This window comes from Pradoshia sp. Z3_51 (assembly GCF_058215915.1).
Genome location: NZ_JBZAJC010000001.1, coordinates 642053 through 666593, shown reverse-complemented (window position 1 = coordinate 666593; position 24541 = coordinate 642053). Strand labels below are relative to the sequence as shown.

Here is a 24541-nt window from a genome sequence, read left to right as displayed (position 1 = left end):
GTTGACCTTTTTAGTTGAGGTCTAGTTTATCCCCTTATACTTCCTTACCTGAGCAAGTCTATTACTTCCATTATTTGTGATAATATGATGGGAGGGAGGGATAGGCATGAGTTTAATAGAGCATCGGAGATCGGCTCCGGATTGTGTGAAGGTAATGGTGCTTACGGTAAGTGATACAAGAGATGAGCATACGGATCGAAGCGGGCAGCTTATGATGCGTTTGTTGCAGTCAGCTGGACATATCATTACGCGCTACCAAATAGTGAAGGATGAGCAGGATGTTATTCAGCAGGAACTCTCAGCTGGGTTGGAGGATAGAGAGGTTGATGCCATTATAAGTAATGGCGGTACTGGGATTGCCTATCGGGATGTAACTATTGAAACAATTAAGGGTTTACTAGATAAAGAAATGCCAGGGTTTGGTGAGATTTTTCGAATGCTGAGTTATCAGGAGGATATTGGTTCCGCAGCTATTTTATCCAGAGCCATCGCTGGAGTAACTCAAGGGAAGGTAATCTTCGCAACACCTGGTTCCACTGGCGCAGTGGAGTTGGCAATGAATAAATTGATTTTGCCGGAGTTAGCACATGTCGTAAGAGAACTGAAAAAGGATCTATAAGGTATAAAAAAGATGAAGCCTTCATGTAATAGGTTTCATCTTTTTTAGTCAAATAATGATTCACTGGTGAGGTCTATTGTATTTAATTTTCTGATAATATAAAATGGAATACAATCCATTATCTGGTCGGCAGATTGGAGAACGTGTAAGACTATTAAAGAGATGAGTAGATAGTTCGTTTAAATAAAGGAGCCAATGAACATGGGTACCCGATTTTCTAGGCAAGAGTTGTTTAAGCCTATTGGCTTCGATGGTCAAATACGCTTGGCTGAATCAACAGTAGGTATTATCGGTTGCGGTGCACTTGGAACGGTAATAGCGGAGACACTTGTTCGTGCAGGTATAGGGGCGATACATTTAGTGGATCGTGACTTTGTAGAAATGTCCAACATACATAGACAGCAGTTATTTGTGGAGAAAGATGCTTTAAATCTGACAGCTAAAGTGATAGCTGCTGAGCAACGATTGAAGGAAATCCGTTCAAATGTTCACCTCTTTACGTATTTAGAAAATGCAGATGGTACACTCATTGAAGACATAGCAGAAAAATGTGATATCTTGGTAGACGCAACTGATAATTTTGAAACAAGAATGGCTATAAATGATGCTGCACATAAATATGGGATACCTTGGGTGTATGGGGCCTGTGTAAGTGCGAGTGGCACTGTTTTCACTTTCATACCGGGTAAAACGGCTTGTTTCAGATGTCTTTTCCCGGCTTTGCCCTCGTTAAATGAAACCTGTGATTCGGTTGGAGTTATTGCTCCAGCCGTTCAAATTACAGCAGCCCATCAATGTACAGAGGTTATGCAATGGTTAACTGGTCATCCGGAGAAGCTGCGGGGAAAAGTATATCATTTTGATGTTTGGAATCATACCAGCTTAGAGGTTGGAGTATCTCGTATTAAAAAAGAGGATTGTCCTACATGCGGACATTGTCCTGTATATCCTTCGCTCGAAAAAAGCGAAGAAATGAAATCTATGGTGTTATGCGGGAGAGACACTATACAAATCATCCCTCAAGCTAATCGCCGTGTATCTTTAGAAGATGCTGAGCGACTGGCAATAAGGCAGGGATATCGATTTAAAAAGACTCCTTATTTTATCCAATTTCATACAGAACAATATCGAATGATCTTGTTCACAAATGGGAGACTGTTAATACATGGGTTACAGGATAGCACGGAAGGACTAAAATTATTTCATCAAATGTTTGTGTAATACAGTGTCGGAAAAAGGTCATGGAAGACTGGACAACTGTGTCTAGCTTGCTGCAGGAGAAATGGAAGGAAGTCCATTCGGTTAACTTTTATAAAATATATAGCTAACCGAAAAGTGTAGCTAAACCTTCAATTTATCTCTTCAGCTACGCGTGTAATCACCGTTTTTGCCACCAGTCTTTTTCAAAAGCATGGTTGGCCCAATGACCATTTCTTTACCGGAGGCTTTACACATATCATAAATGGTTAATGCTGAAACAGATGCTGCCGTAAGTGCTTCCATTTCGACACCGGTCGCACCTATTGTTTTAACTTCAGTAAGAATACTAATTTCATAATGGGAGTTTGCTTCATCTATTTCCCAATTGAATTCGATATTGATACCAGATAGCGGGATAGGGTGACACATAGGAATAATAGAAGATGTTTGTTTGGCAGCCATAATTCCAGCAACCTGGGCAACGGCAAAGACATCTCCTTTTTTATTTGAATAATCAAAAATTTGAGCATAAATATGTTGGTTTACAAGAATAGAAGATTTAGCAAGAGCAGTCCGAACGGTTTTATCTTTATGGGAAACATCAACCATTTTGGCACGACCCTGTTCATTGAAATGAGTGAATTCTGTCATGGAAAAACATCCTTTCTATATGATTTATCCATAGTATAGCATTCTATTTGTAAGGAGATAAAAGAATGGTAGAAAAAAGAATACCAATTCAAATTTCAGCAGCAATAGAGAAAATTATGAAGGAAATACAACCTGCTTCAGCTGAAATTGTCCCTTTGTCAGAAGCATATGGCCGAATTTTAGCGGAACCGATTATTGCTAAACATGATGTTCCTCCATTTGATCGATCGGCATATGATGGATTTGCCATTCATTCCTCCGATTCAGTTGGAGCCTCAGACGGGCATCACGTATCCTTTCAGGTAATTGATGAGGTTGGAGCTGGATATATTTCTAAAAAGACACTTGCTCCCAGAGAAGCCATTCGGATTATGACCGGGGCGATGATGCCTAAGGATGCAGATGCTGTTGTTATGCTTGAACAGGTGATAGAACAGGAAGATCACATATCTATTTATAAATCATTTGAAATGAATGAAAATGTTTCTCCTAAAGGAGAAGATGCCAGGAAAGATGAACGGCTTATTGAAGAGGGGGCGTTCATTACTCCAGGTGTGATTGCGTTGTTGGCGACCTTTGGATATACGCACGTGAAAGTAGCCAAGAAGCCAGTAGTTGGTATTTTATCTACAGGTACAGAATTATTGGCAGTAGAGGATGATCTTGTACCAGGCAAAATCCGCAATAGTAACGGACCCATGATTGAAGCACAGCTGAAACGGATGGGAATTGAAAATCATACATATGGTATTCAAGCGGATAATCTAAAGCAATCCCTACAAACAGTGGAAAGAGCAATTGAAGAGACAGATTGTCTTATTACAACTGGTGGTGTTTCAGTTGGAGATTTTGATTTTATGCCAGTCATTTATTCACATCTTGGAGCGAATGTCTTATTTAATAAAGTAGCCATACGCCCAGGTAGTGTTACGACAGTAGCAGTGAATAATGGAAAGTATTTATTTGGTTTATCTGGAAATCCATCTGCCTGTTATTCGGGCTTTGAATTATTTGTTCGTCCTACCCTGTTAAAAATGATGGGTAGCTGTAAACCGTTTATGCCAAACGTAAAGGCTGCATTAGCAGAAGATTTTTTGGATGCTAATCCGTTTACTCGTTTTATTCGAGCAACGTATGAAGTAACTTCTTCAGGATTAAGCGCGACTCCTGCTGGTTTTAATAAATCGAATGCGGTTACATCCATTGCTAGGGGAAATGCATTTATCGTTCTCCCCGGTGGAAAAAAGGGCTGGAAGGCTGGAGATGAAGTTGATTTATTGCTATTGGGAGTAGAGGAAGGTGCATCTCGATGGATGCTATGAAAGTTTGATTAATCGTAGGTTTATAAAAATAGGGGGAAACAACACTTATGGGAACCGGTTGGATATTATCAAAAAATCTATGTCCGTCAGTAAACATATGATGTCGCAGTCGGTAGAAGAAGAGTCATTGAATAGATGGATGCTAGTGATGGATGCTAGATTATACAGGGATGTGATGATCATGAAACCATTTGAAATAGTTCAAGATCCAATAGAGGTTCAAAAATATGCAGATTATGTATTACACGAGGGAGCGGGCGCAGTAACCGTGTTCTCCGGTCATGTAAGGGAATGGACAAACGGTGTTCGAACATTATCCTTGGCATATGAAGCGTATGGACCAATGGCTGAAAAAAAGCTGGCGGAAATTGGTAGAGAAATTGAAATGAAATGGCCGGGTACACGAGTGGCGATTGCTCATCGTATTGGACAATTGGAAATATCAGATATAGCCGTTGTTATAGCTATTTCTTCACCTCACAGAAAGAATGCTTATGAAGCAAACGAATATGCGATTGAACGGATTAAACAAATTGTTCCAATTTGGAAAAAGGAGATTTGGGAAAATGGGGAAGTATGGGTGGGGAATCAACATAAAAAGCCATTATCAGAGGAGTCAATAAAATGATAAAAATTCTCTATTTTGCAAGTATGCGAGACTTGACCGGTAAAGCGGAAGAGAACATCGAACGAATGGAATGGTCTGTCCGAGAGTTGCTGCAATGGGCAGAAGAAACCTATCCAAACTTCGAAAAGCATTCAGTCCTTGTTGCGATAAACGAAGAATATGTGACAGAAGATGAGAAAATTAGAGATGGAGATGTGGTGGTGTTTATACCTCCAGTTAGTGGAGGTTAAAGAAAACGCGTTTTTACAGCTGTTAAGGACAGTAAGAGTTAGATGGATAAATGAAATTCCGCCGGAGAATACAAAGGGTGGTATTTGATAATATCAATGACCTGGAAACCGAATGAAAAGAAGGGAATAACCATGACCTCACAGTCTTTATTGGATAAATTAAAAAGACCGATTCGTGATTTGCGGCTATCAGTTACGGATCGCTGCAATTTCCGCTGTACATATTGTATGCCTAAAGAAATCTTTGGAGATGATTATGCGTTTTTAAAGAAACAAGAGCTTCTGACATTTGAGGAGATAGAACGAACAGTCCGTTTATTTGCAGGTCTTGGTGTAAAAAAGCTGCGTTTAACAGGCGGGGAGCCCTTATTACGAAGTCATTTATCTAAATTAGTTGAAAGGTTAGTGAAAATAGAGGGAATTGAGGATATTGGTTTAACTACGAATGGTCTTTTGCTTTCAAAGTATGCTCATGACTTATACAATGCTGGGCTAAGACGTTTAAATATTAGTCTTGATTCTTTAGATAACGAAGTATTCGGTCAGTTGAATGGTCGTGGCATTCAGCCCTCTATTATTCTTCGTAATATAGAGAATGCCGTTAACCTTGGCTTTCAGGTCAAGGTTAATATGGTCGTACAAAAGGGAGTCAATGATCATGATATCATCCCAATGGCTTCTTATTTTAAAAAGATGGGTGTAACTCTGCGCTTTATCGAATTTATGGATGTAGGTAATGATAATGGATGGAGTTTCAAAGAGGTTGTAGCGAAAAAAGAACTATATGAAAAGCTGTCTAAGGTTTTCGATTTAGAGGCTGTTGATGAGCAATATTTTGGAGAGGTAGCTAAACGCTATCGCTATAAAGATAGCAAGAGCGAAATTGGTTTTATCACATCCGTGTCGGATTCTTTTTGTTCTTCCTGTACAAGGGCACGGGTTTCATCGAATGGACATCTTTATACGTGCTTGTTTGCCTCAAAGGGCTATGATTTAAAAGAATTAATCCGTAGAGGTGTAACAGATGAGGAACTGCTGGACCACATTCGTCAAGTTTGGGAATTGAGGGCGGACCGTTATTCTGATGAACGGACGGAACAAACGATATCTAATAGAAAAAAGATAGGGATGTTCTTTATAGGTGGTTAATAGATCAATTTACTAGATTTTTTTAGTGAAGTCCTAAGAAGGACTGTTCAAGGAACATAGGCTAAGAATATCACGTTATGAGGCTAAGCCTTTGTGACCCACACCCCCTGTTACCCATCTTAAAGGGGATCCATAAACCCTTGAGGAACCAGGAGACTAAGCTGGATTAAGTGAAATCAGAAACGCTCTTCATTAAAATTAGACTGAATCTTGAGATGATTTCTGTTTAAGTAGGTATACATCAAGGAGGATTACATGAAAAAATCTGTATCGATTTTTACAATGCTATTCCTTTTAGTCATTACTCTAGTTGCATGTTCTGAACAAGAAGTTAAAGAAGAAAAAGTAGAACTAAGAATTTCAGCTGCAGCTAGTTTGCAGGATGCGCTAAGAGACATTCAAGCTGTTTTTGAAAAAGAAAATCCAGAAATGAATATTACATATAATTTTGCTGGCTCCGGTGTGCTTCAGCAGCAAATCATGCAAGGTGCTCCTGTGGATTTGTTTTTATCATCTTCAGAAGATAAGTTTGAATCATTAATTACGGCAGAAATGATTGCGGACGGGGAGCATGTCAATTTATTAGAAAATGAACTTGTTTTAATTGCTCCGAGTCCTAATGAAACTAACAAAATTAGTGGTTTTGAAGATTTAATGAATGGAACAATCGATAAGATCGCAATTGGTATTCCTGAATCTGTTCCTGCAGGAAAATATGCCAAGGAAACATTAGAAGTACTAGAAATATGGGATGAGGTAGAGAGTAAACTCATTTTAGCAAAAGATGTTCGACAAGTTCTGTCGTATGTTGAAACAGGTAATGTAGACGCTGGTATTGTATATAAAACAGATGCTCTTGTATCAGATAACAGTAGGATCATCTCGACGGCAAATAAAGAACACCATACACCTATTATGTATCCTTTAGGTATTCTAAATGATACAAAATTTCCTGTTGAAGCAAAGAGATATTATGACTTTCTTCAATCGAAGGAAGCAACGGCTATATTTGAGGAATACGGATTCATAGTGAACTGAGGAATGAATATGTTACATGAATTTTTATCACCTATTATTCTTTCAATTGAAATAGCAGTGGTTTCGGGAATAATTGTTATCATATCAGGGACATTTATTGGCCGCTATTTAGCTATGAAATCTTTTAAGGGAAAAGCGGCTTTTGAGACATTTCTTATGTTGCCTCTAGTTCTGCCGCCATCAGTAGTAGGATTTATTTTGATTGTCTTGTTGGGAAAGCAAAGTATCATTGGACAAGCAATTGAGTGGATTTTTGAGAAGCCAGTTATATTTACTTGGTGGGCGGCTGTCATTGCTGCTACGATTGTGGCTTTTCCCCTTATGTATCAATCAGCTAAGTCTGGTTTTCAAGGTATTGACCATGAAATCGAAGATGCTGCTCGAGTAGATGGAGCAAGTAAATGGCAGGTTTTTCTTCATGTTTCCCTTCCGTTAGCATCGAGAGCGCTTATGACGGGCGGTATTTTAAGCTTTGCTCGAGCATTGGGGGAGTTTGGCGCTACTTTAATGTTTGCTGGAAATATTCCAGGCGTTACGCAAACAGTTCCGATAGCTATTTATACAGCCCTTGATTCGGGCAACATGCTCATGGCATGGATGTGGGTTTTAGCTATATTCTTACTATCTTTTCTCATGCTGTTCGTGATTCAATTAAAAAAAGAGTGAAGATTCATCACTGATCGTAAATGGGCAACGAAGTTTACATAAACTTTTAGTTGCCTTTTTTTTAGTAATTATTACCTGAAGAATTTTAGCATCCTCCTTCATACATAATCTAATTCACTTATCACTCACCCTGAATAACCTGTCTTCGAATATTTAAGAAATTAAGCGCATAGACTTGTACAAAAACATGAAGGGGACGAGTGTGGTGAAAGTGTACTCTTTCAAATATAAACGTAAGAAATATAACTCGAAACGTAATCTTTCAGTAAAGAACGATCCAATCCGCTTAGTGTTATGGAAGCTGGCAGGCACCATCCTCATTATGATTTTGTGTTTGGCAAGTTTACTTTCGCCGATAAAAACAGTTTCTGCACAAGCGCAAGAACTTGAAAGAATCCAAACAGGGGCTAAAAGTGCAATTATGATTGAGCAGAGCACCGGCCGGATTTTATATGAGAAGGATGCCCATACAAAACGAAGGATAGCGAGTATTACTAAAATTATGACCGCAATTCTTGCGATTGAATCGGGGAAGATGGATAAAACTGTAACGGTGACAGATGCGATTTTAAAAGCAGAGGGATCGGCGATCTATTTGCAGGTAGGAGAAAAAATAAAATTAAGCGACCTTGTTTATGGACTTATGCTCAGATCAGGAAATGATGCGGCGATTGCCATTGCTGAATATGTGGGAGGAAGTGTGGAGGGTTTTTCTGCATTAATGAATCAGAAAGCAGAATGGATTGGCATGAAGAACAGTCATTTCACCAATCCGCATGGTCTTGATGATTCTGATAACCATTATTCCACAGCCTATGATATGGCAATCCTAACTAAGTATGCGATGGGGAATAAAATGTATCAGAAAATTGCCGGAACTAAGATCCATCGGGCACCCAACCCGAATGAAGTATGGGACCGTGTTTGGAAAAACAAAAACAGGCTGTTAACGGAAAAATATAAATACACCACAGGCGGTAAAACAGGTTATACAAAAAAAGCGCGCCGCACGCTAGTGACAACTGCATCCAAGGATGGATTGGATCTTATTACGGTTACTATCGATGATTCTACAGATTGGGCTGATCATATAGCTCTTTTTGAGGCGGGATTTAACAATTACACATTAACTGAAGTAGTACCGCGTGGAGACATAAAAACGATAAAAAAAGGATTTTATAAAAATAAAGCTTATTTAAAATCATCGTTATCCTACCCGCTTACGCAAAAAGAACAAGAGGAGGTCGAAGTAAAGTATGAACTGAAAAAGCCCAAAAAACAGTGGAAAAAAGGAAAAAATCTTCCGGCTAAGGTTGGAAAGGTGAATTTAATTCTTGATGGACAAACGCTTATATCTAAACCGGTTTATCTACATAAAAAAGATCAAACTGTCTTCGATATATGGAAAGACGTCTTCTATACTTTTTCAGGTGTAAACACAAATGGTTAATTATATATGGGTCGGAATCAGTATAATTGGAATCATTTATGCGATGTTTACTGGAACAATGGCGGAAGTTAATGAAGCGATCTTTAAGAGTGCAAAAGAATCGGTCACTCTATGCTTCGGCCTTATGAGTGTCCTTGTTTTTTGGCTGGGCATCATGAAGATTGCAGAAGAGGCAGGTCTATTGGATAGTTTAACACGTTTGACAAAGCCAATCGTATCCAGGCTTTTCCCAGATGTGCCGCCAAATCATCCGGCAATGGGATATATCGTATCCAATATAATGGCGAACACATTTGGACTGGGAAATGCAGCTACACCCCTGGGTATAAAGGCGATGGAACAATTAAAGGACTTAAATGGCGGAAAGGATACAGCAAGCCGCTCTATGATTACGTTTCTGGCATTGAATACCTCTGGGCTGACGCTTATTCCAACAACCGTCATAGGAATCCGCATTCATTATAATTCAGCCAATCCGACAGAAATTGTCGGCCCGACCTTTTTGGCAACCGTCATTGCAACGATAGCAGCTATTATTTTAGATCGGTACTTCTACTGGAAAAGAGTAAGAAAGGGGATGGATTGATGCACTGGATCTCAACCATATCAATTTGGATGATACCTGTGGTTATCTTGCTCATCCTTGTCATGGGTGCCATAAAGAAGGTCCCGACCTACGAGAGTTTTGTGGAAGGCGGAAAAGATGGGATAAAAATCACATTTTCGATTATTCCCTATCTCATTGGTATGATGGTGGCCATTTCTATTTTTCGTGCTTCAGGTGCTATGGATTTGCTGATAGGCTGGATGAAACCGGTATTAAACTTCTTAGGTGTGCCTTCAGAGGTAGTACCTTTAGCCTTAATAAGACCCATATCGGGAAATGCTTCTCTCGGCATGGTCAGTGATTTGATTGCCACATATGGACCTGACTCTTTTATAGGGAAGGTTGCTTCCACAATCCAGGGGAGCACGGATACAACCTTATATGTCTTAACTGTTTATTTCGGTGCAGTAGGAATTAAGAAAATGGGAGATGCTTTAAAGGTGGGATTGTTAGCTGACCTCGTCGGGATTGGTGCGGCAATCTTATTAGCTGCTATTATGTTCCAATAGACACAAATTTGTCACAAAATGCTAAAAGAAGTGAAAAAAATAGTCAGATTTAACAAAAATCGGTATAAAAAGCCGATTTTTTTGTGTTTCTTAGTAAGTAATGAAATAATATGCGTGATAGGACATATCACTTTCTGCAAAAACAAAGTATAATGAACAACTAGGTAGAATGCCTATTATTTGAGTAAAGAATACAGAAAAAGTAAAATTAGACAGGTGATTAAAATGGAAAGATTACAAAAAGTGATAGCACAGGCAGGAATCGCCTCCCGAAGAAAAGCGGAACAGTTAATCGTAGAAGGCAAAGTAACTGTTAACGGTAAGATTGTAAAAGAGCTTGGCGTTAAGGTTGGCCCAAATGATCAAATAGAGGTAAGTGGAGTACCTGTAGAAAAGGAAGAACCGGTATATTTTCTGCTTTATAAGCCAAGAGGTGTCATTTCCGCTGCCAACGATGACAAAGGGAGAAAGACCGTAACAGATTTATTTCCACTGATCAAACAACGGATTTATCCAGTAGGCAGACTGGATTACGATACATCAGGTTTGATCCTGCTGACGAATGATGGTGAGTTTGCCAATGCCCTGATGCATCCAAAGTACGAAATAGAAAAAACGTACGTAGCGAAAATTCAAGGTATTCCATCCCGCGAAATAATAAAGAAATTGGAACGTGGTGTTCAATTGGAAGACGGTAAAACAGCCCCTGCGAAAGCTAAATTGCTATCAATGGATCGCAGAAAACAGTCCTCTATTGTAGAGCTGACGATTCATGAGGGCAGAAACCGCCAAGTCCGCCGTATGTTTGAAGCGATTGGGATGCCCGTTATCAAACTTAAACGTGAAAGATATGGATTCTTGACGCTGCACGGTGTTAGTCCTGGAGATTACAGAGAGTTAACACCACATGAAGTAAAGCAACTGCGTTCTATGGCGCTTCATAAAGATAAGTAAATACAACCGTAGCGCTGCCCTAAATTAGTGCCTTTCTGGCAGCGCTATATTCTTGTGTGTCTAAAGCATAGCGGGAGGGAACTTTTTTGACCAAACAAAAGCGTAAATGGATGAGAATAGGGGTTCTGGCCCTTTTAGCTGGAGCCGTCATTTATGTGGTATTTTCGAGTTTAACCATGGACAAGGAAAAAACCCTTAAAATGAATGAAACCGCTCCAAACTTTGCTCTGACAGATCTTGAAGGGGTTAAGCATGTGTTAGAGGATTATAAGGGGCAGGGAGTGTTTCTGAATTTCTGGGGGACGTGGTGTAAACCATGTGAATATGAAATGCCTTATATTCAAAGTCAATATGAAGTGTTCAAAGATAAAGGTGTACAGGTATTAGCTGTCAATGTAAATGAATCTGATTTTGTCGTGAATAAATTTGTTCAAAGACATGGGCTTACTTTTCCGGTTGTCATCGATAAGGACAATCAGGTGCAGCATCAGTATCTGATTAATCCCTTGCCGGCCACATTTTTAATTGATAAAAATGGTAAGGTCGTAGATTCAACCACTGGTAGTTTAACTGAAGAGAAGATTCAAAAGATGATGGAGAAAATACAGCCATAACAAGGGGTAATAAGGATGAAGGAAATAACTTGTGAATGTGGTCATGTTAATCCATATGGAACGATATTTTGTGAAGCATGCGGTAAGGTGCTCAATAAGGAAGAAGAAGAAAAAAAATTATTGGATATGAAATATGAAGGCAGTGCCAGAAGATCGCAAACCTACAATAAATCAGTAGTTGATAAGATTTGGAATTTTTTCTCATCCGTAAAGGTTGGCGTAACCTTAATCATTCTTCCATTAATTGCAGCTTCTATCGGTACCATCTTCCCGCAAGAAATGTATATTCCAAATGGAGAACCCGCTGAAACGTTTTATGAAAGTAAGTACGGCTGGTTTGGTGAAGTGTATTATGAGTTAGGATTACATAATTTATATAGTTCATGGTGGTTTTTACTGTTAGTGTCCCTCTTAGGAGTTTCACTTGTTATCGCCAGTCTTGACCGCTTTATTCCGCTATTCAGAGCTTTAAAGAATCAGAGAGTAATCAGGAATGAGGGTTTTTTACGCAGACAGCGGATTTTTGGTGAAGCTGATATAGCAGAGGAAAAAGAAAACTATGAATTAATCAAAACGAGATTAAAAGAAAAGCGTTATAACATAAGAGAAGAGAACGGCAATATTTTAGCAGAGAAGAACCGTTTTTCGAGGTGGGGTCCTTATGTTAATCATATAGGCCTGATCATTTTCTTAATTGGCGGAATGTTGCGTTTTATTCCAGGGATGTATGTGAATGATTACCTCAGAATTCAAGAAGGTGAAAAGAAAGCTGTACCTGGAACGAATGGTGAGTACTTTATTGAAAACCATAAATTTACTGTAGAAGTTTATGATAAAGATAAGGAAAAAGAAGAGTTTGAGGCAACGCTTGACCGGGTTGGTACGGTCGTAAAAAATTATCAAACAGATGCCACTCTTTATCAAGCGGTAGGGGATACCTTGCCAGGGGAAGAAGTAAAGCTTGAAAAAGTTAAAGATTATCCGATACGTGTAAATGAACCTTTGAAATTTGATTCCTTTGCTTTATATCAAACATCCTACGAGGAAAACATGACTAAAATGTCATTCACCTTAATTGATAAAGCAACTGAAAAGGAGCATGGCAACTTAACCGTTGATTTGAATAATCCGAAAGATAGCTATGACCTGGGTAATGGGTACTCCGTGCACCTGGAGAGTTATTTTCCTGATTTTGAATTTAATGAGAATGAGCAGCCGACAACAAAGAGTCGATTTCCAAATAACCCTGCGTTTATCTTCAAAATGGTATCACCAGAGCATCCAGAAGGAGAAGTTAGCTTTGTTGCGATTAAACAAACCCTTGAGCCTTTGGGTGAGACCGAATATAAACTTAAATTCAAAAATATAGAGACAGGTTTTGCAACTGTATTAACAGTACGTAAAGACCTAACTTTATGGGTACTTGCGCTCGGAGGGCTTATCTTTATGATTGGCGTTATACAGGGGGCTTATTGGAATCATAGGCGTATTTGGATTCAAAAGAGTGGGGATAAAATATTTGTGGCCGCTCATACGAATAAAAACTGGTTTGGTATCAGGCGGGAGATTAATGAAATATTAGAGGGGACTTCTATTCCATTACCGTATGATCAAGCCGAAGGGGAAGAGATTCAAGAAAGAGGGGGAAAACAGAGTGGCGACTTTAAGCAGTAATTTGCTATATATTGCTTTTGTGCTGTACTTAATAGCAACTTTTGTATTTGCGGGATCCATAAAAGGTAAGAACGATAAGTGGAGTTATGAAAAATGGGCAAAAGCTGGAATTATTATCACTATTATTGGATTTATTGCACAGCTGGGTTATTTTATCACACGTTGGATAGTGTCAGGACATGCTCCTGTCAGTAATCTATTTGAGTTTACAACATTCTTTGGAATGATGTTGGTTGGAGCATTTATAATGATTTATTTCATATATAAAACAGCCATTCTGGGAGTATTCGCGCTTCCGATTGCGCTGTTAGTTATTGCGTATGCCAGCATGTTTCCACGGGATATCTCGCCGCTTATTCCGGCATTAAAAAGTGATTGGCTATATATACATGTTACTACTGTAGCAGCGGGAGAAGCTATTTTAGCAATAAGTTTTGTGGCCGGATTAATTTATCTGATACGGGCTGTTAAACAAACGAAAGCATCAAAAAGTACGTTTTGGCTGGAAGCCGTTTTATTAGGATTAATTTGTACGATTGGTTTTGTTGTATCTACTACTATGTTTTCTATAGCTGATTATAAAACTGAATATACTTGGGTCAATAAGAGCGGTGCAGAGCAAACAGAGGAATATAATATGCCGGCGTTGTTTGTCCCGAAGGAAGCAAAATTGGTTTCCGGTACAGGGATGAATCCGCTAATTGAACTGCCATTAATAATCAATTCAAAAAAACTGAATACAGTAGTTTGGTCCATCATGATAGGTGTCGTGCTATATGGAGTGCTGCGTTTAATTTTACGTAAGCGTATAGGAGCAGCTATACAGCCGTTGGCAAAATCAGTGAATTTAGATTTACTTGACGAGGTTGGATACAGATCCATTCTAATCGGATTCCCTGTATTTACTTTGGGAGGGTTGATATTTGCCATGATTTGGGCCCAAATAGCCTGGTCAAGATTTTGGGGTTGGGATCCTAAAGAAGTATGGGCTTTAATTACATGGCTATTTTATGCAGCATTTCTGCATCTGCGCATATCGAAGGGGTGGCATGGCGAAAAGTCAGCCTGGCTTGCAGTTATAGGATTTATTATCATTATGTTTAATCTTATCGCGGTGAATTTAATTATCGTTGGATTACACTCATATGCTAGTAATTAAGAAAAAAGAGGACTTCCAAGTATGGAAGCCCTTTGTTCTTAACTCTTCTTTAGAAAATCAGGCTTAAGCTATTAACTGCAATTATATTCCGATTTATGATGCTTTTACTATTTTTAAGTTGGATGACAACTGAATAGGAAGTTAGGCAAAATCTTATATTAAAAAAATCTGGTTGTATGATAGATATTATTTTTCTATAAATTTAACTTTATAGAATCGCTTTATTTATGTAAATATTCACTTTTCTATTCCTAAATATTTAGTATGCATGTATAATAAAACTGATATCGTGGATAAATTTGTATCGTTATTAGTTAATGCTTAAGGAGGTCCGGGTGATGGAAGAGAACAACATACGATTGCTTATAGTAGATGATGAGGACCGTATTAGAAGACTATTGAAAATGTATTTAGAGCGCGAAAAATATACAATTGATGAGGCTGCTAATGGGGAAGATGCTTTAGAACTTGCTTTGGCGAATGATTATGATTTAATCCTTCTGGATTTGATGATGCCTGGCAAGGATGGAATTGAGGTTTGTAAAGAACTGCGTGAAAAAAAGGCAACACCTGTTATTATGTTGACTGCTAAAGGGGAAGAAATAAACCGAGTGCAAGGTTTTGAAGCAGGCACGGATGATTATATAGTAAAGCCTTTTAGTCCAAGGGAAGTAGTCTTACGAGTGAAAGCATTGTTAAGAAGGTCATCGAAAAATTCCTATATTCAATCAGAGACCTCAACTAAAGATGTTGTCGTCTTTAATCATCTAACGATCGATAATGATGCGCATAGAGTATTGGCGGACGGTGTAGAGGTTGCATTAACACCTAAAGAATATGAACTATTATACTTTCTCGCTAAAACCCCGGATAAAGTGTATGATCGGGAACAATTGCTAAAAGAAGTTTGGCACTATGAATTCTTTGGGGATTTACGTACCGTTGATACACATATTAAAAGATTAAGAGAAAAATTAAATAAAGTATCTGAGGATGCAGCTAGAATGATTGTAACCGTTTGGGGTGTTGGTTATAAATTCGAGGTAGTCAACGACTAATGTTTTGGAAAAGTGTAGTCGGGAAACTTTGGATGACCATTATTTTGCTGTTTTCCTTCGTTCTATTCATCTTAACTGTATTACTGCTGGAGTTTTTCCATAATCAAAGTATGGAGGAAGCTAAATCTTCTTTGTTTCGAACAGCCAAACAAGTTGAAATGATTTTAGAGGAACATTCAGATATCGAGCAATCAACACAAATTGTTTGGCAAATCATCGATCCGAATAAGGATATTGTTATTATTTTAGATGATACCAATATATACAGCAGTTTGAATGATTTGAATAAGAAAGAAGTCTATCAACTCTTTTCTCGTGATGAAACCTTAAAAAAGTCATTAGTGAATGATAGACAAGTTTCAGAAACCACTTATCTATCGTCTATTTTGGGCGGGGATAATGTTACTCAGGGTACAATTGTCGGAATTCCAATCACTAATGACGGAATGGATGGCGCCATCTATGCATTTCAGTCTGTAGACTCGAGTGAGAGTACAAACGCACAAACGACAATCTTCATCTTGATAGCTGTCGGGATAGGGATTGTTTTAACGACGATTTTTGCGTTCTTCCTGTTATCAAGAGTGACTGCTCCGCTTAGAAAAATGAGGGAAGCAGCATCTGAATTGGCCAGAGGAAAATTTGACATGAAGGTTCCCATTTTAACAAACGATGAGATTGGCGAATTGGCGATTGCATTCAATCAAATGGCACGGCAGCTGAAGTATAATATGACGGCATTACAGCAGGAGAAAGAGAATTTATCGAATATTTTAATTAATATGGCTGATGGAGTGATCATGTTTAACAGAGACGGTGAAATTCTTGTAACGAATCCTCCAGCAGATGACTTTTTAAGGTATAGTTTTTTGGATGAAACCAATCAAAAAAAACAGTCTGGAAACCAAGTCCCTGATGCATTAAGCGATTTATTCCTCGAGGTTAAGGGAACGGGAAAAGCTAAAATAGCCGAGATTACCACGCAGGGGCACGATTGGGTAATACTTATGAATCCCCTTTACCGTCAAAATGATATCCGTGGAGCTGTAGCTGTATTAAGGGATATGACGGAGGAACGCCGGCTTGATAAGATGAGAAAAGATTTTATTGCCAATGTATCGCATGAGCTTCGTACGCCTATTGCTATGCTTCAAGGATATAGTGAAGCAATTATAGATGATATTGCGGAAACAGCAGATGAGAAAAAAGAAATGGCACAGGTCATATATGATGAATCATTAAGAATGGGACGCTTGGTTAATGAACTCTTAGACTTGGCTCGAATGGAAGCAGGACATCAGACTTTAAATATTGAGGAAGTAGAAGTTGGCAGCTTTCTTGGTAGAATATCGAAAAAGTTCCAGCGGGCAGCTCAGGAAAAAAATGTTGATGTCTATACAACCCTTGACCATCCTGAGGCGCTTGTTGAGCTGGACCCTGACCGCATTGAACAGGTATTCACCAACTTGATTGATAATGCCCTGCGCCATACACCTGGGGGAGGTGAAGTGCAAATTATCCAAAGAACATTGGATAATGGTACTCAATTTGACGTGAAGGATTCTGGTGTAGGTATTTCTGAGGAAGAGCTGCCTTTTGTTTTCGAAAGGTTTTACAAGGTTGATAAAGCAAGAACAAGAGGGAGATCTGGCACAGGCCTTGGCCTTGCAATAGCAAAAAATATTATTCATGGTCATGGCGGTAAAATAGATGTCTACAGCAAGGTTGGACAGGGTACGACATTTACATTTTTCCTGCCAGCGAAAAAGTAGAATTAAGAAGATAATTCTTGTTACACAAGGAACTGTTTGATGAAAGCATATCACTTAGGTGATGTGCTTTTTTGCATTCTGATACTGGACATTTTATAGGAGAGCTATTGAATCCTGATACTGGTATTTAACATGAAAAACTCTACGGAACGGTGTACAAGCACTTTTCCGGATACACCTGGGAGGATCGCTACAGACACTTCGCAGAAATTAGGAATCCGATTTGGGGAGACTATCAAATTATATGCCGAAAGAAATGACCTTCAAATAACTGATTTAACATTTATTCCTTTAACGATTGCGGCTTGGTGCCGGTATCTACTTGGTGTGAATGATGCTGGTAAAAAAATGAACATCAGTCCTGATCCTATTTTAGAAGATTTGCAGCAGTATCTTCATGGAATCGAGTTCGGCCAACCTGAATCAGTCAGTAACCACTTACAGCCTATTCTTTCAAACGAAAGAATTTTTGGGGTGGACTTGTACGAAGTTGGCTTAGGAAATACAATCGAAGAATTTTTTAAGCAACTGATTGGGGGACCCGGAGCTGTAAGAGAGACATTGCATGAGCAAATCCAAAAACATGAGAATAAAGTGGCTTATTGAACTGAGACTAAGTAATTTTAATAGAATATAAGAGGAAAGGGCATCGATAAGCTAAGCCAGCTTATGAGATGCCCTATTCTTATTATTCTATGCCTCACTCAAATTAATTGCTTTGGCGACGGATATTTCATCATTGCCGGCAAGTTCATTTATGACGGAATGAGGAATTTTTTCATCAAACGTAAGGATCATAATGGCTTCACCGCCGGCTTCTTTCCGTCCTACCTGCATGGTGGCAATATTGAGATTAAGATCGCCGAGTTTTTTACCGACAATGCCAATCACGCCTGGTCTGTCGTGGTGCTGGATATATAGGATATGGCCATCAGGGTAAAAGTCGATTTTGAAGTCATCGATGGCAATGATACGCGGCCCATATTCTTTTATATAGGTTGCTTTCATTTCAATTTGTCTGGTATCGCCTTTAATTCTTACCGTTATACTATTTGAATAACCATATGTTTCGTTTGAGATTTTTTCACCTATAGTGATGGAACGTTCCTTAGCGTATAACAGGGCATTTACTTCGTTGATGGTGACATCAGCCCGTTCTTTAAAAAATCCAGAAACAAGTGATTTTGTTAAAATTGATGAATCAAAATCAAAAGCATCACCGCCATATGTAATGGAAATTTCTTTTATGCCTTCGTTTATATATTGTGATAGGAAAGAGCCAAGTTTTTTCACTAATTGATAATATGGCTGTATTCTATTAAATAATTCAGCAGGTATAGCTGGTAAATTGATGGAGTTTGACACTGGTATTCCATCCACAAATGAGACTACTTCTTTTGCCACCTGCTTAGCCACATTTAATTGCGCTTCAGCAGTGGACGCTCCAAGGTGAGGTGTTACAATGATTTGATCCAAGGACAATAATTTATTATTCACCGGAGGTTCTTCTACAAATACATCCAGTGCAGCTCCGGCTACTTTTCCCTCAAGAATAGCATCATATAAAGCGTCCTCGTCAATTATGCCTCCTCTGGCGCAGTTGATAAGATAGACACCATCTTTGCATTTATGTATCGTATTTTTGTTTAATAAGCCTCTTGTATCCTTATTTAATGGGGTATGGACGGTGATGAAATCAGATACTTGAAGCAGGTTATCGAGTGAACCGACCGTTATGCCTAATTCTTTTGCCCGATCTGTCGTAATGAAAGGATCAAAGGCAAAAATATTCATCTGAAAAGCTCTCGCCCGCTTGGATAATTCAGTACCAATTCTCCCCATACCAACGATTCCTAACGTCTTACCTTTTAATTCAGCTCCGGCAAAGCGGTTTCGCTCCCAAGCACCATTTTTTAAAGATTGGTGAGCCTGAGGAATGTTTCGGGCCAGGGATGCCATCATGGCAAAAGTGTGTTCAGCGGTAGAAATGGTATTGCCATCAGGTGCATTGACCACAATGATTCCACGACTTGTACAGGAAGGAACATCTATATTGTCGATCCCTACGCCAGCCCGGGCTACAATTTTTAGGTTTGTCATTTTTTGAAGCAAATCATTTGTTACTTTTGTAGCACTTCTAACTAAAAGTGCATCAAACAGATGCAATTCACTGCTTACTTCATCTATCTTTTTTTGGACAACCTCGATGTCATTCCTGCCAATGAATGGTGTTAAACCATCAGGCTTTATTGAATCAGCTATGAGCACTTTAAACAATCTTGTCACCATCCTGTAGAAGTATTTAATCTTGTTTCCACTCTACAAGACTTATAATCTGTGTGTCAATCAAGATTCAACATTGCAAGCGCTTACTATTTTAAAATTTTGGAAAAGTCTAATTTTTGTTGCCGGCAGATACTAAAAAGACTTCATTTTCTATAATTTAGACTGCTTAGTTGGTTCGAGGAAAATAGAGGTGAGGCCATTAATTTATGAATTTTTTACAAATATATATTTTTTGATCTATTTATATAGTGATTCTAATCTCTTGTATTATTTAGTTTAGTGGGATAAAATCAATATAGAAATGGTCTAGTTAAATATACAGGTGGAATGTCTAGCCTGATTATTTTTCTAAAGCATTTTACTAATTAAATACGGTCTATCTTCGGGGCAGGGTGAAATTCCCTACCGGCGGTGATGATTTATAATCTAAGCCCGCGAGCCTGTAAAGGCAGGATTTGGTGAGATTCCAAAGCCGACAGTATAGTCTGGATGGGAGAAGATGGAGGTCTCTGTTAACGTTCAAAAAACGATCTTTCGTGAACGTTTTGTTTCACATTGCCTTTTTCTCCCTTTATCTAATTAAGATAAAGGGATTTTTTATGGCATGGCTTCATGATTGACGTTTTAGGCAGAGCCTTTCTTCTGGAAGAGGTAGTACCAAACCTAAAGGAGAGAGGAAATAATGAAAAGCAGTGGTGTAAGTAAGATTCAAAAAATGGTTACGATTGGGATGTTGGGTGCGATTGGATATGTTCTGATGATTATTAATTTTCCATTCCCTGGTTTTCCAACATTTCTACAAATTGATTTTAGTGATATTCCAGCTTTAATTGCGGCCATCATTTTTGGGCCGGTTGCGGGTATCCTGGTAGAATTATTAAAAAATATTCTGGATTACATGATGACAGGAAGCGACACAGGAATTCCGATTGGGCATTTTGCTAACTTTATCGGAGGCGTCGCGTTTATCCTTCCAGCCTACTATTTTTATAAAAAAATCGGCACCAAAAGAGGCATGGTGTACGGACTTGTAGGAGGCACAATCGTATTAGCTTTATTTATGAGTCTTGTCAATTACTTCATTTTGCTGCCAAGCTACAGTGTGTTAATGAATTGGAACATGTCTGGTACAGAGATTCGAGCAATGATCACCACGGCGATCATTCCTTTCAATTTAATAAAAGGAACCTTAATTGCCATTGTATTTATGCTGTTATTCACTAAAATGCAGGGCTGGTTTTCGAAGCAATCTGTATTGCGAAATGTATAAAATAGATTAAATAAAAGCCTCTGCGAAACCGCAGAGGCTTTTATTAATGGGAGACTATTCGAATTTTAATGCGTCTCCGTCAAAGGATTCGTCAGCAACTTTAATAGAATCTGTTGGGCAACCTTCGAAAGCATCCATCATGTCATCAAGCAGAACATCTGGAATTTCGACAATACCTTGGTTATCATCTAAAGTAACAAATGCAATACCTTCATCATCATAATCGTAAATATCTGGAGCTGCTGCTCCGCAAGCACCACAAGCAATGCAAGTTTCTTTGTCAACAATAGTAAATTTAGCCATGCTAAATACCTCCCAGGTAAAAAAATATATATTTTGATACCGAACTGGATATCAAACCCCTCACCTTATTGTAAAACTCATGGTATAACTTTTCAATAGCCAATATTTCGCGTGTTTTTAGCGAATAAAGGAAAAATAGGCTATTGAATTTTAAGCATGAGGGTACAACTATTTGGTAAGATAAAAAGTGTCAGACATGTAGGATAAAGGGGTTAAAACATGATTATACCATATTTTGACGGATTAATACTGTATTTAATAAATGCATTAAAGGGGCAAAGAACAGTATATTCCCCTTTACATATACTTAATGGGAAAAAATCCTCTCAGCCCATTCAAGATGCTCGTTTGTTTAATATATCTCGGTTTTTTGGCGTACTTCCAAAGTTAAAAAGAGAGACTTGGGATCAAAAGATTATTGAATTAACCAAAAAAGGATATATAAAAGAAACAGGTATTAATACCTATGTCTGTACGCAGCATGGTAAACAAGCACTTTCCTTTTGGGAAAAGGATTATCCTCAGTTAACTAACCTGGATGGTCGTACCTTTCAAGATGCAGCTCATGGATTTTGGATGAGGCTGCAATTATTGGTACAAACGTCGTCCTGTTTGCTAAATGGCAATCATTCTTTCATTGCGGTTTCCCGTAATCAAGAGGAACAACTGTTAGTGAAAAAATTATTTAAAAAGATTCCTCTCTCTTCAATGGAATTGGCCCAGCTTCTATATCAGGAGCTTGATGATTTATTAAGTAATGTAAATGAAGCCGGAGCAGAATTAATTGTTTCAGCCTTCTCAGGTCACCAGCATGCGGGTTTGACAATCGAACAGGCTGCACGAAAGCTTAATATAGATGTATTTTATGCGAGACTTCTCTTTTGGGATACTATTCATTATATGCTTAAAGCCAGTGTTCAGTCTCCTTATATACTATTGAAAGAACTTGTGCTTATAGGTAAACCTGTTCAATCTCTTTTAACTGCTTCTACGCAAAGAACATTAAAAATGCTGCAAGCCGGGATGTCCAAAGAAGAAGTAGCAGCCGTACGGAATTTAAAAACGAATACGATTGAAGATCATCTTGTTGAAATCGTTTCAAACGTACCTGATTTTCCGATAGATGATTTTGTAAGTGCAACAGAGAAAGAACAAATCAAACAGGCCATTGCTACTAATGAAACAAAACAGTTAAGATCTTTAAAAATGGTCCTTCCATCTGAGATAACTTATTTTAAAATCAGGCTCGTTATGGCAACTATAAAGGAAGTGTAAGTATGCAGCCGCTAGAAGCTCAATTAGAAAAAATGTTCGGATTCCAAACGTTTCGAACTGGACAGAAGGAAGTGATAGAATCCATTATCACCGGCAAAGATACACTTGCTATGCTGCCAACTGGGACCGGTAAAACCTTGTGTTTTCAGATGCCCGGATACTTGATGGATGGATTGGTTATTATCATTTCACCATTGTTGGCTCTTATGCAAGATCAGGTAGAACAAATGAAGGCGAAAGGCGAAAAAAAGGTTGCCTCCTTAAATTCATTTTTAACCCTGCAGGAACGGGATATGGTGCTGAGGTCATTATCATTATTAAAATTTTTATATATCTCGCCAGAAATGCTGCAATCCAGATTTATTTTAGATAAATTAAAAAAGCTCAACATTGCATTGTTTGTTGTAGATGAAGCGCACTGTATATCACAATGGGGTTATGATTTTAGACCGAGTTATTTGCAGCTCGGCCGTATTAGAGAAGAACTGAATAACCCATTGACCTTAGCTTTAACAGCTACTGCTACTCCTGAGGTTCAAGAGGATATTTTAAAAAATTTATGTATGGAGGATGCGGCGAGAGTAATCCATAGTGTGAACAGGGAGAATATCAGTATCCTGGTAGAAGAAGCCGCTGATTATCAGCATAAGCTTCAAATTTTAATTGATGCACTGAATAAAGTGCCAGGTGCAGGGGTTATATATGTATCCAGCCGAAAACTTGCTGAACAATTAAGTGGATTTCTACTAGAAAAGGGCTTTGATGGTGTTGCTTATTATCATGGCGGTATGGAAACTAGTGACCGAATCCTGATTCAGCAGCAATTTTTATCTGGGCAGTTAAGAATCATCGTGGCCACCAATGCATTTGGTATGGGGATTAATAAAAATGATATACGATTTATTTTACATGTAAACATGCCGTTGAGTGTGGAGGCATATGTACAGGAAATAGGCAGGGCTGGAAGAGATGGATTGCCGGCAGTGGCCATATTGTTATATTCAGAAGGAGATGAATGGCAAGCTTCCCATCTGATTGAAAGAGATTTTCCAATTCGTTCAGAAATTGAATGGGTTATTCATCATGAGGCCTCCAATCTTACAGCTGAGGAGTTTATTGGTGATGACAAAATAGAACGGATAAAAGAATTAAATAAGGCTTTATTAAAGGGGAATATTCTTGACCCCTATGAACGAATTGAGCGAATAGATGTAGAACTGGAAAATCGAAAAAAAGAAAAACTCATGAAATTATATCTATTGAAAAAATGGATTCTTTCCACTGAGTGCAGAAAGAGCAGCATCGCTTCCTATTTTAATCAGGAGCTACAGAATAAAACAAAGACTTGCTGTGACCGGTGTGGAGCAACACTAGATGCACTTATCGCTATCCTTCCAAAACAACGGCAAGACATTCCTCGGGAAGATCAAAATTGGCGTATGCAATTGAAACAATTATTTACTGGAAGGGCAGAGTAAACAAATGAAAAATAAACAGGCAGAGCTCGTGAGTCAGTTAAAGGATGAAGAACTATACAAGGCATTGATTCAAACTCAATTGCTTTTGCTTATAATCTCCTCTTTTTTGGGGATATGGGTCTTTGATGATATACAGGAGTTTTTATTGTTATTTGATTTTCAAGATTGGTCTATCCTTCTTATAGGAATCCCAGCAGGATTGCTGGTAGTTCTCTACGACTTACTTTCGATGAGGTATCTTCCCGAGAGATACTTTAATGATGGCGGAATCAATCAACGTATTTTTAGTTCTCTCAATGGACGGCAACTAGTCTTTATTGTCCTTTTAGTTTCTATCAGTGAGGAATTATTATTCAGGGGAATCATTCAAACATATGTTGGTTTATGGATGGCCAGCCTCATATTTGCACTAATCCATATAAGGTATTTATATAATGTATACTTGTTTGTGAATATCTTACTGTTAAGTTTCTTTATTGGGTTTATCTATGAGTGGACAGGCAATTTATTTGTTACAATCGCGATGCATTTCACCATTGATTTAATCCTTGGATTTGTCATAAATAAGCAAGCTGGCAAGGTAAAAGCAGTCTTATAATAGATTTAGTAAAAGTAAGCATGTATAGGGA

The 24541-nt window shown here is 38.4% G+C and carries 25 protein-coding genes and 1 riboswitch; of the genes, 22 read left to right on the top strand and 3 right to left on the bottom strand.

Annotated features, from left to right (window positions below; translation table 11 throughout):
• Positions 1–106: 106 nt before the first annotated feature.
• Together AC4BHA_RS03135 and AC4BHA_RS03130 are read left to right on the top strand one after the other, a co-directional pair.
• Complete coding sequence (locus tag AC4BHA_RS03135) at positions 107–619, top strand: MogA/MoaB family molybdenum cofactor biosynthesis protein (protein WP_066107611.1); 513 nt, start codon at positions 107–109, stop codon at positions 617–619.
• Positions 620–820: 201 nt separating this feature from the next.
• Positions 821–1840: a ThiF family adenylyltransferase gene (locus tag AC4BHA_RS03130; RefSeq protein WP_490558135.1), complete on the top strand. Its 1020-nt coding sequence runs from the start codon at positions 821–823 to the stop codon at positions 1838–1840.
• Positions 1841–1981: 141 nt separating this feature from the next.
• On the opposite strand, the gene moaC is transcribed toward AC4BHA_RS03130, so the two are convergent.
• Positions 1982–2470 carry a cyclic pyranopterin monophosphate synthase MoaC gene (moaC, locus tag AC4BHA_RS03125; protein ID WP_066107605.1) on the bottom strand — a complete coding sequence of 163 codons (489 nt, stop codon included), beginning with the start codon at positions 2468–2470 and terminating at the stop codon, positions 1982–1984.
• A 65-nt stretch (positions 2471–2535) separates the two neighbouring features.
• Here moaC and AC4BHA_RS03120 point away from each other — a divergent pair, with 65 nt between their 5' ends.
• From AC4BHA_RS03120 to AC4BHA_RS03045, 16 genes are all read left to right on the top strand, one after another.
• Positions 2536–3792 carry a molybdopterin molybdotransferase MoeA gene (locus tag AC4BHA_RS03120; RefSeq protein ID WP_066107602.1) on the top strand — a complete coding sequence of 419 codons (1257 nt, stop codon included), beginning with the start codon at positions 2536–2538 and terminating at the stop codon, positions 3790–3792.
• Positions 3793–3973: 181 nt separating this feature from the next.
• A complete protein-coding gene (locus AC4BHA_RS03115) occupies positions 3974–4420 on the top strand; it encodes a molybdenum cofactor biosynthesis protein MoaE (RefSeq protein ID WP_066107853.1) in 447 nt (148 codons plus the stop codon).
• Entirely contained in the window at positions 4417–4650 is a 234-nt protein-coding gene (moaD, locus tag AC4BHA_RS03110; protein ID WP_066107599.1) for a molybdopterin converting factor subunit 1, read from the top strand. Before AC4BHA_RS03115 ends, moaD begins: the two co-directional genes overlap by 4 nt.
• 132 nt (positions 4651–4782) lie before the next feature.
• Positions 4783–5799 carry a GTP 3',8-cyclase MoaA gene (gene moaA / locus AC4BHA_RS03105; protein WP_219847589.1) on the top strand — a complete coding sequence of 339 codons (1017 nt, stop codon included), beginning with the start codon at positions 4783–4785 and terminating at the stop codon, positions 5797–5799.
• Between the two features lie 255 nt (positions 5800–6054).
• Positions 6055–6837 (top strand): molybdate ABC transporter substrate-binding protein, encoded by a 783-nt coding sequence (gene modA, locus AC4BHA_RS03100; protein WP_490558134.1) that lies wholly within the window; start codon positions 6055–6057, stop codon positions 6835–6837.
• A 9-nt stretch (positions 6838–6846) separates the two neighbouring features.
• Positions 6847–7503 (top strand): molybdate ABC transporter permease subunit, encoded by a 657-nt coding sequence (gene modB, locus AC4BHA_RS03095; protein ID WP_066107591.1) that lies wholly within the window; start codon positions 6847–6849, stop codon positions 7501–7503.
• Positions 7504–7825: 322 nt separating this feature from the next.
• On the top strand, positions 7826–8953 hold the full coding sequence (locus AC4BHA_RS03090) for a D-alanyl-D-alanine carboxypeptidase family protein (RefSeq protein ID WP_066107848.1): 1128 nt from the start codon (positions 7826–7828) through the stop codon (positions 8951–8953).
• Positions 8946–9539, top strand: a complete 594-nt coding sequence (locus AC4BHA_RS03085; protein WP_066107588.1) for a nucleoside recognition domain-containing protein — start codon at positions 8946–8948, stop codon at positions 9537–9539. Before AC4BHA_RS03090 ends, AC4BHA_RS03085 begins: the two co-directional genes overlap by 8 nt.
• A complete protein-coding gene (locus tag AC4BHA_RS03080) occupies positions 9539–10069 on the top strand; it encodes a spore maturation protein (RefSeq protein WP_139891721.1) in 531 nt (176 codons plus the stop codon). Before AC4BHA_RS03085 ends, AC4BHA_RS03080 begins: the two co-directional genes overlap by 1 nt.
• Positions 10070–10294: 225 nt before the next feature.
• A complete protein-coding gene (rluB, locus tag AC4BHA_RS03075; RefSeq protein ID WP_066107581.1) occupies positions 10295–11023 on the top strand; it encodes a 23S rRNA pseudouridine(2605) synthase RluB in 729 nt (242 codons plus the stop codon).
• Between the two features lie 86 nt (positions 11024–11109).
• Positions 11110–11637, top strand: a complete 528-nt coding sequence (gene resA, locus AC4BHA_RS03070) for a thiol-disulfide oxidoreductase ResA (protein ID WP_066107578.1) — start codon at positions 11110–11112, stop codon at positions 11635–11637.
• Positions 11638–11652: 15 nt separating this feature from the next.
• Positions 11653–13311, top strand: coding sequence for a cytochrome c biogenesis protein ResB (resB, locus tag AC4BHA_RS03065; RefSeq protein WP_490558133.1), 1659 nt, complete (start codon positions 11653–11655; stop codon positions 13309–13311).
• A complete protein-coding gene (gene ccsB / locus AC4BHA_RS03060) occupies positions 13292–14470 on the top strand; it encodes a c-type cytochrome biogenesis protein CcsB (protein WP_490558132.1) in 1179 nt (392 codons plus the stop codon). The genes resB and ccsB overlap by 20 nt, the downstream gene beginning before the upstream one ends.
• A 338-nt stretch (positions 14471–14808) precedes the next feature.
• On the top strand, positions 14809–15528 hold the full coding sequence (locus tag AC4BHA_RS03055) for a response regulator transcription factor (protein ID WP_066107568.1): 720 nt from the start codon (positions 14809–14811) through the stop codon (positions 15526–15528).
• The gene (locus AC4BHA_RS03050) at positions 15528–17300 is read left to right on the top strand and encodes an ATP-binding protein (protein WP_066107565.1); all 1773 of its coding nucleotides are present in this window, start codon (positions 15528–15530) and stop codon (positions 17298–17300) included. Before AC4BHA_RS03055 ends, AC4BHA_RS03050 begins: the two co-directional genes overlap by 1 nt.
• Positions 17301–17432: 132 nt before the next feature.
• On the top strand, positions 17433–17906 hold the full coding sequence (locus AC4BHA_RS03045; protein WP_181162015.1) for a mannitol dehydrogenase family protein: 474 nt from the start codon (positions 17433–17435) through the stop codon (positions 17904–17906).
• Positions 17907–17993: 87 nt separating this feature from the next.
• Here the strand turns inward: AC4BHA_RS03045 and serA are convergent, their stop codons facing one another.
• Positions 17994–19577 (bottom strand): phosphoglycerate dehydrogenase, encoded by a 1584-nt coding sequence (gene serA / locus AC4BHA_RS03040; RefSeq protein ID WP_490558131.1) that lies wholly within the window; start codon positions 19575–19577, stop codon positions 17994–17996.
• 383 nt (positions 19578–19960) lie between these two features.
• Positions 19961–20091: riboswitch (FMN riboswitch) on the top strand.
• Positions 20092–20268: 177 nt separating this feature from the next.
• On the opposite strand from serA, the gene AC4BHA_RS03035 reads away from it, so the two are divergent.
• Entirely contained in the window at positions 20269–20856 is a 588-nt protein-coding gene (locus AC4BHA_RS03035; protein WP_066107555.1) for an ECF transporter S component, read from the top strand.
• A gap of 54 nt (positions 20857–20910) precedes the next feature.
• On the opposite strand, the gene AC4BHA_RS03030 is transcribed toward AC4BHA_RS03035, so the two are convergent.
• A complete protein-coding gene (locus AC4BHA_RS03030) occupies positions 20911–21159 on the bottom strand; it encodes a ferredoxin (RefSeq protein ID WP_066107552.1) in 249 nt (82 codons plus the stop codon).
• A 219-nt stretch (positions 21160–21378) separates the two neighbouring features.
• On the opposite strand from AC4BHA_RS03030, the gene AC4BHA_RS03025 reads away from it, so the two are divergent.
• Genes AC4BHA_RS03025 through AC4BHA_RS03015 form a run of 3 tightly spaced genes read left to right on the top strand, consistent with a single transcriptional unit; the run spans position 21379 to position 24510 of the window.
• The gene (locus AC4BHA_RS03025) at positions 21379–22434 is read left to right on the top strand and encodes a YpbB family protein (RefSeq protein ID WP_066107549.1); all 1056 of its coding nucleotides are present in this window, start codon (positions 21379–21381) and stop codon (positions 22432–22434) included.
• 2 nt (positions 22435–22436) lie between these two features.
• Positions 22437–23912, top strand: a complete 1476-nt coding sequence (locus AC4BHA_RS03020; protein ID WP_148629894.1) for a RecQ family ATP-dependent DNA helicase — start codon at positions 22437–22439, stop codon at positions 23910–23912.
• 4 nt (positions 23913–23916) lie between these two features.
• Entirely contained in the window at positions 23917–24510 is a 594-nt protein-coding gene (locus tag AC4BHA_RS03015; RefSeq protein WP_066107543.1) for a CPBP family intramembrane glutamic endopeptidase, read from the top strand.
• The last annotated feature ends 31 nt before the right edge of the window (positions 24511–24541 follow it).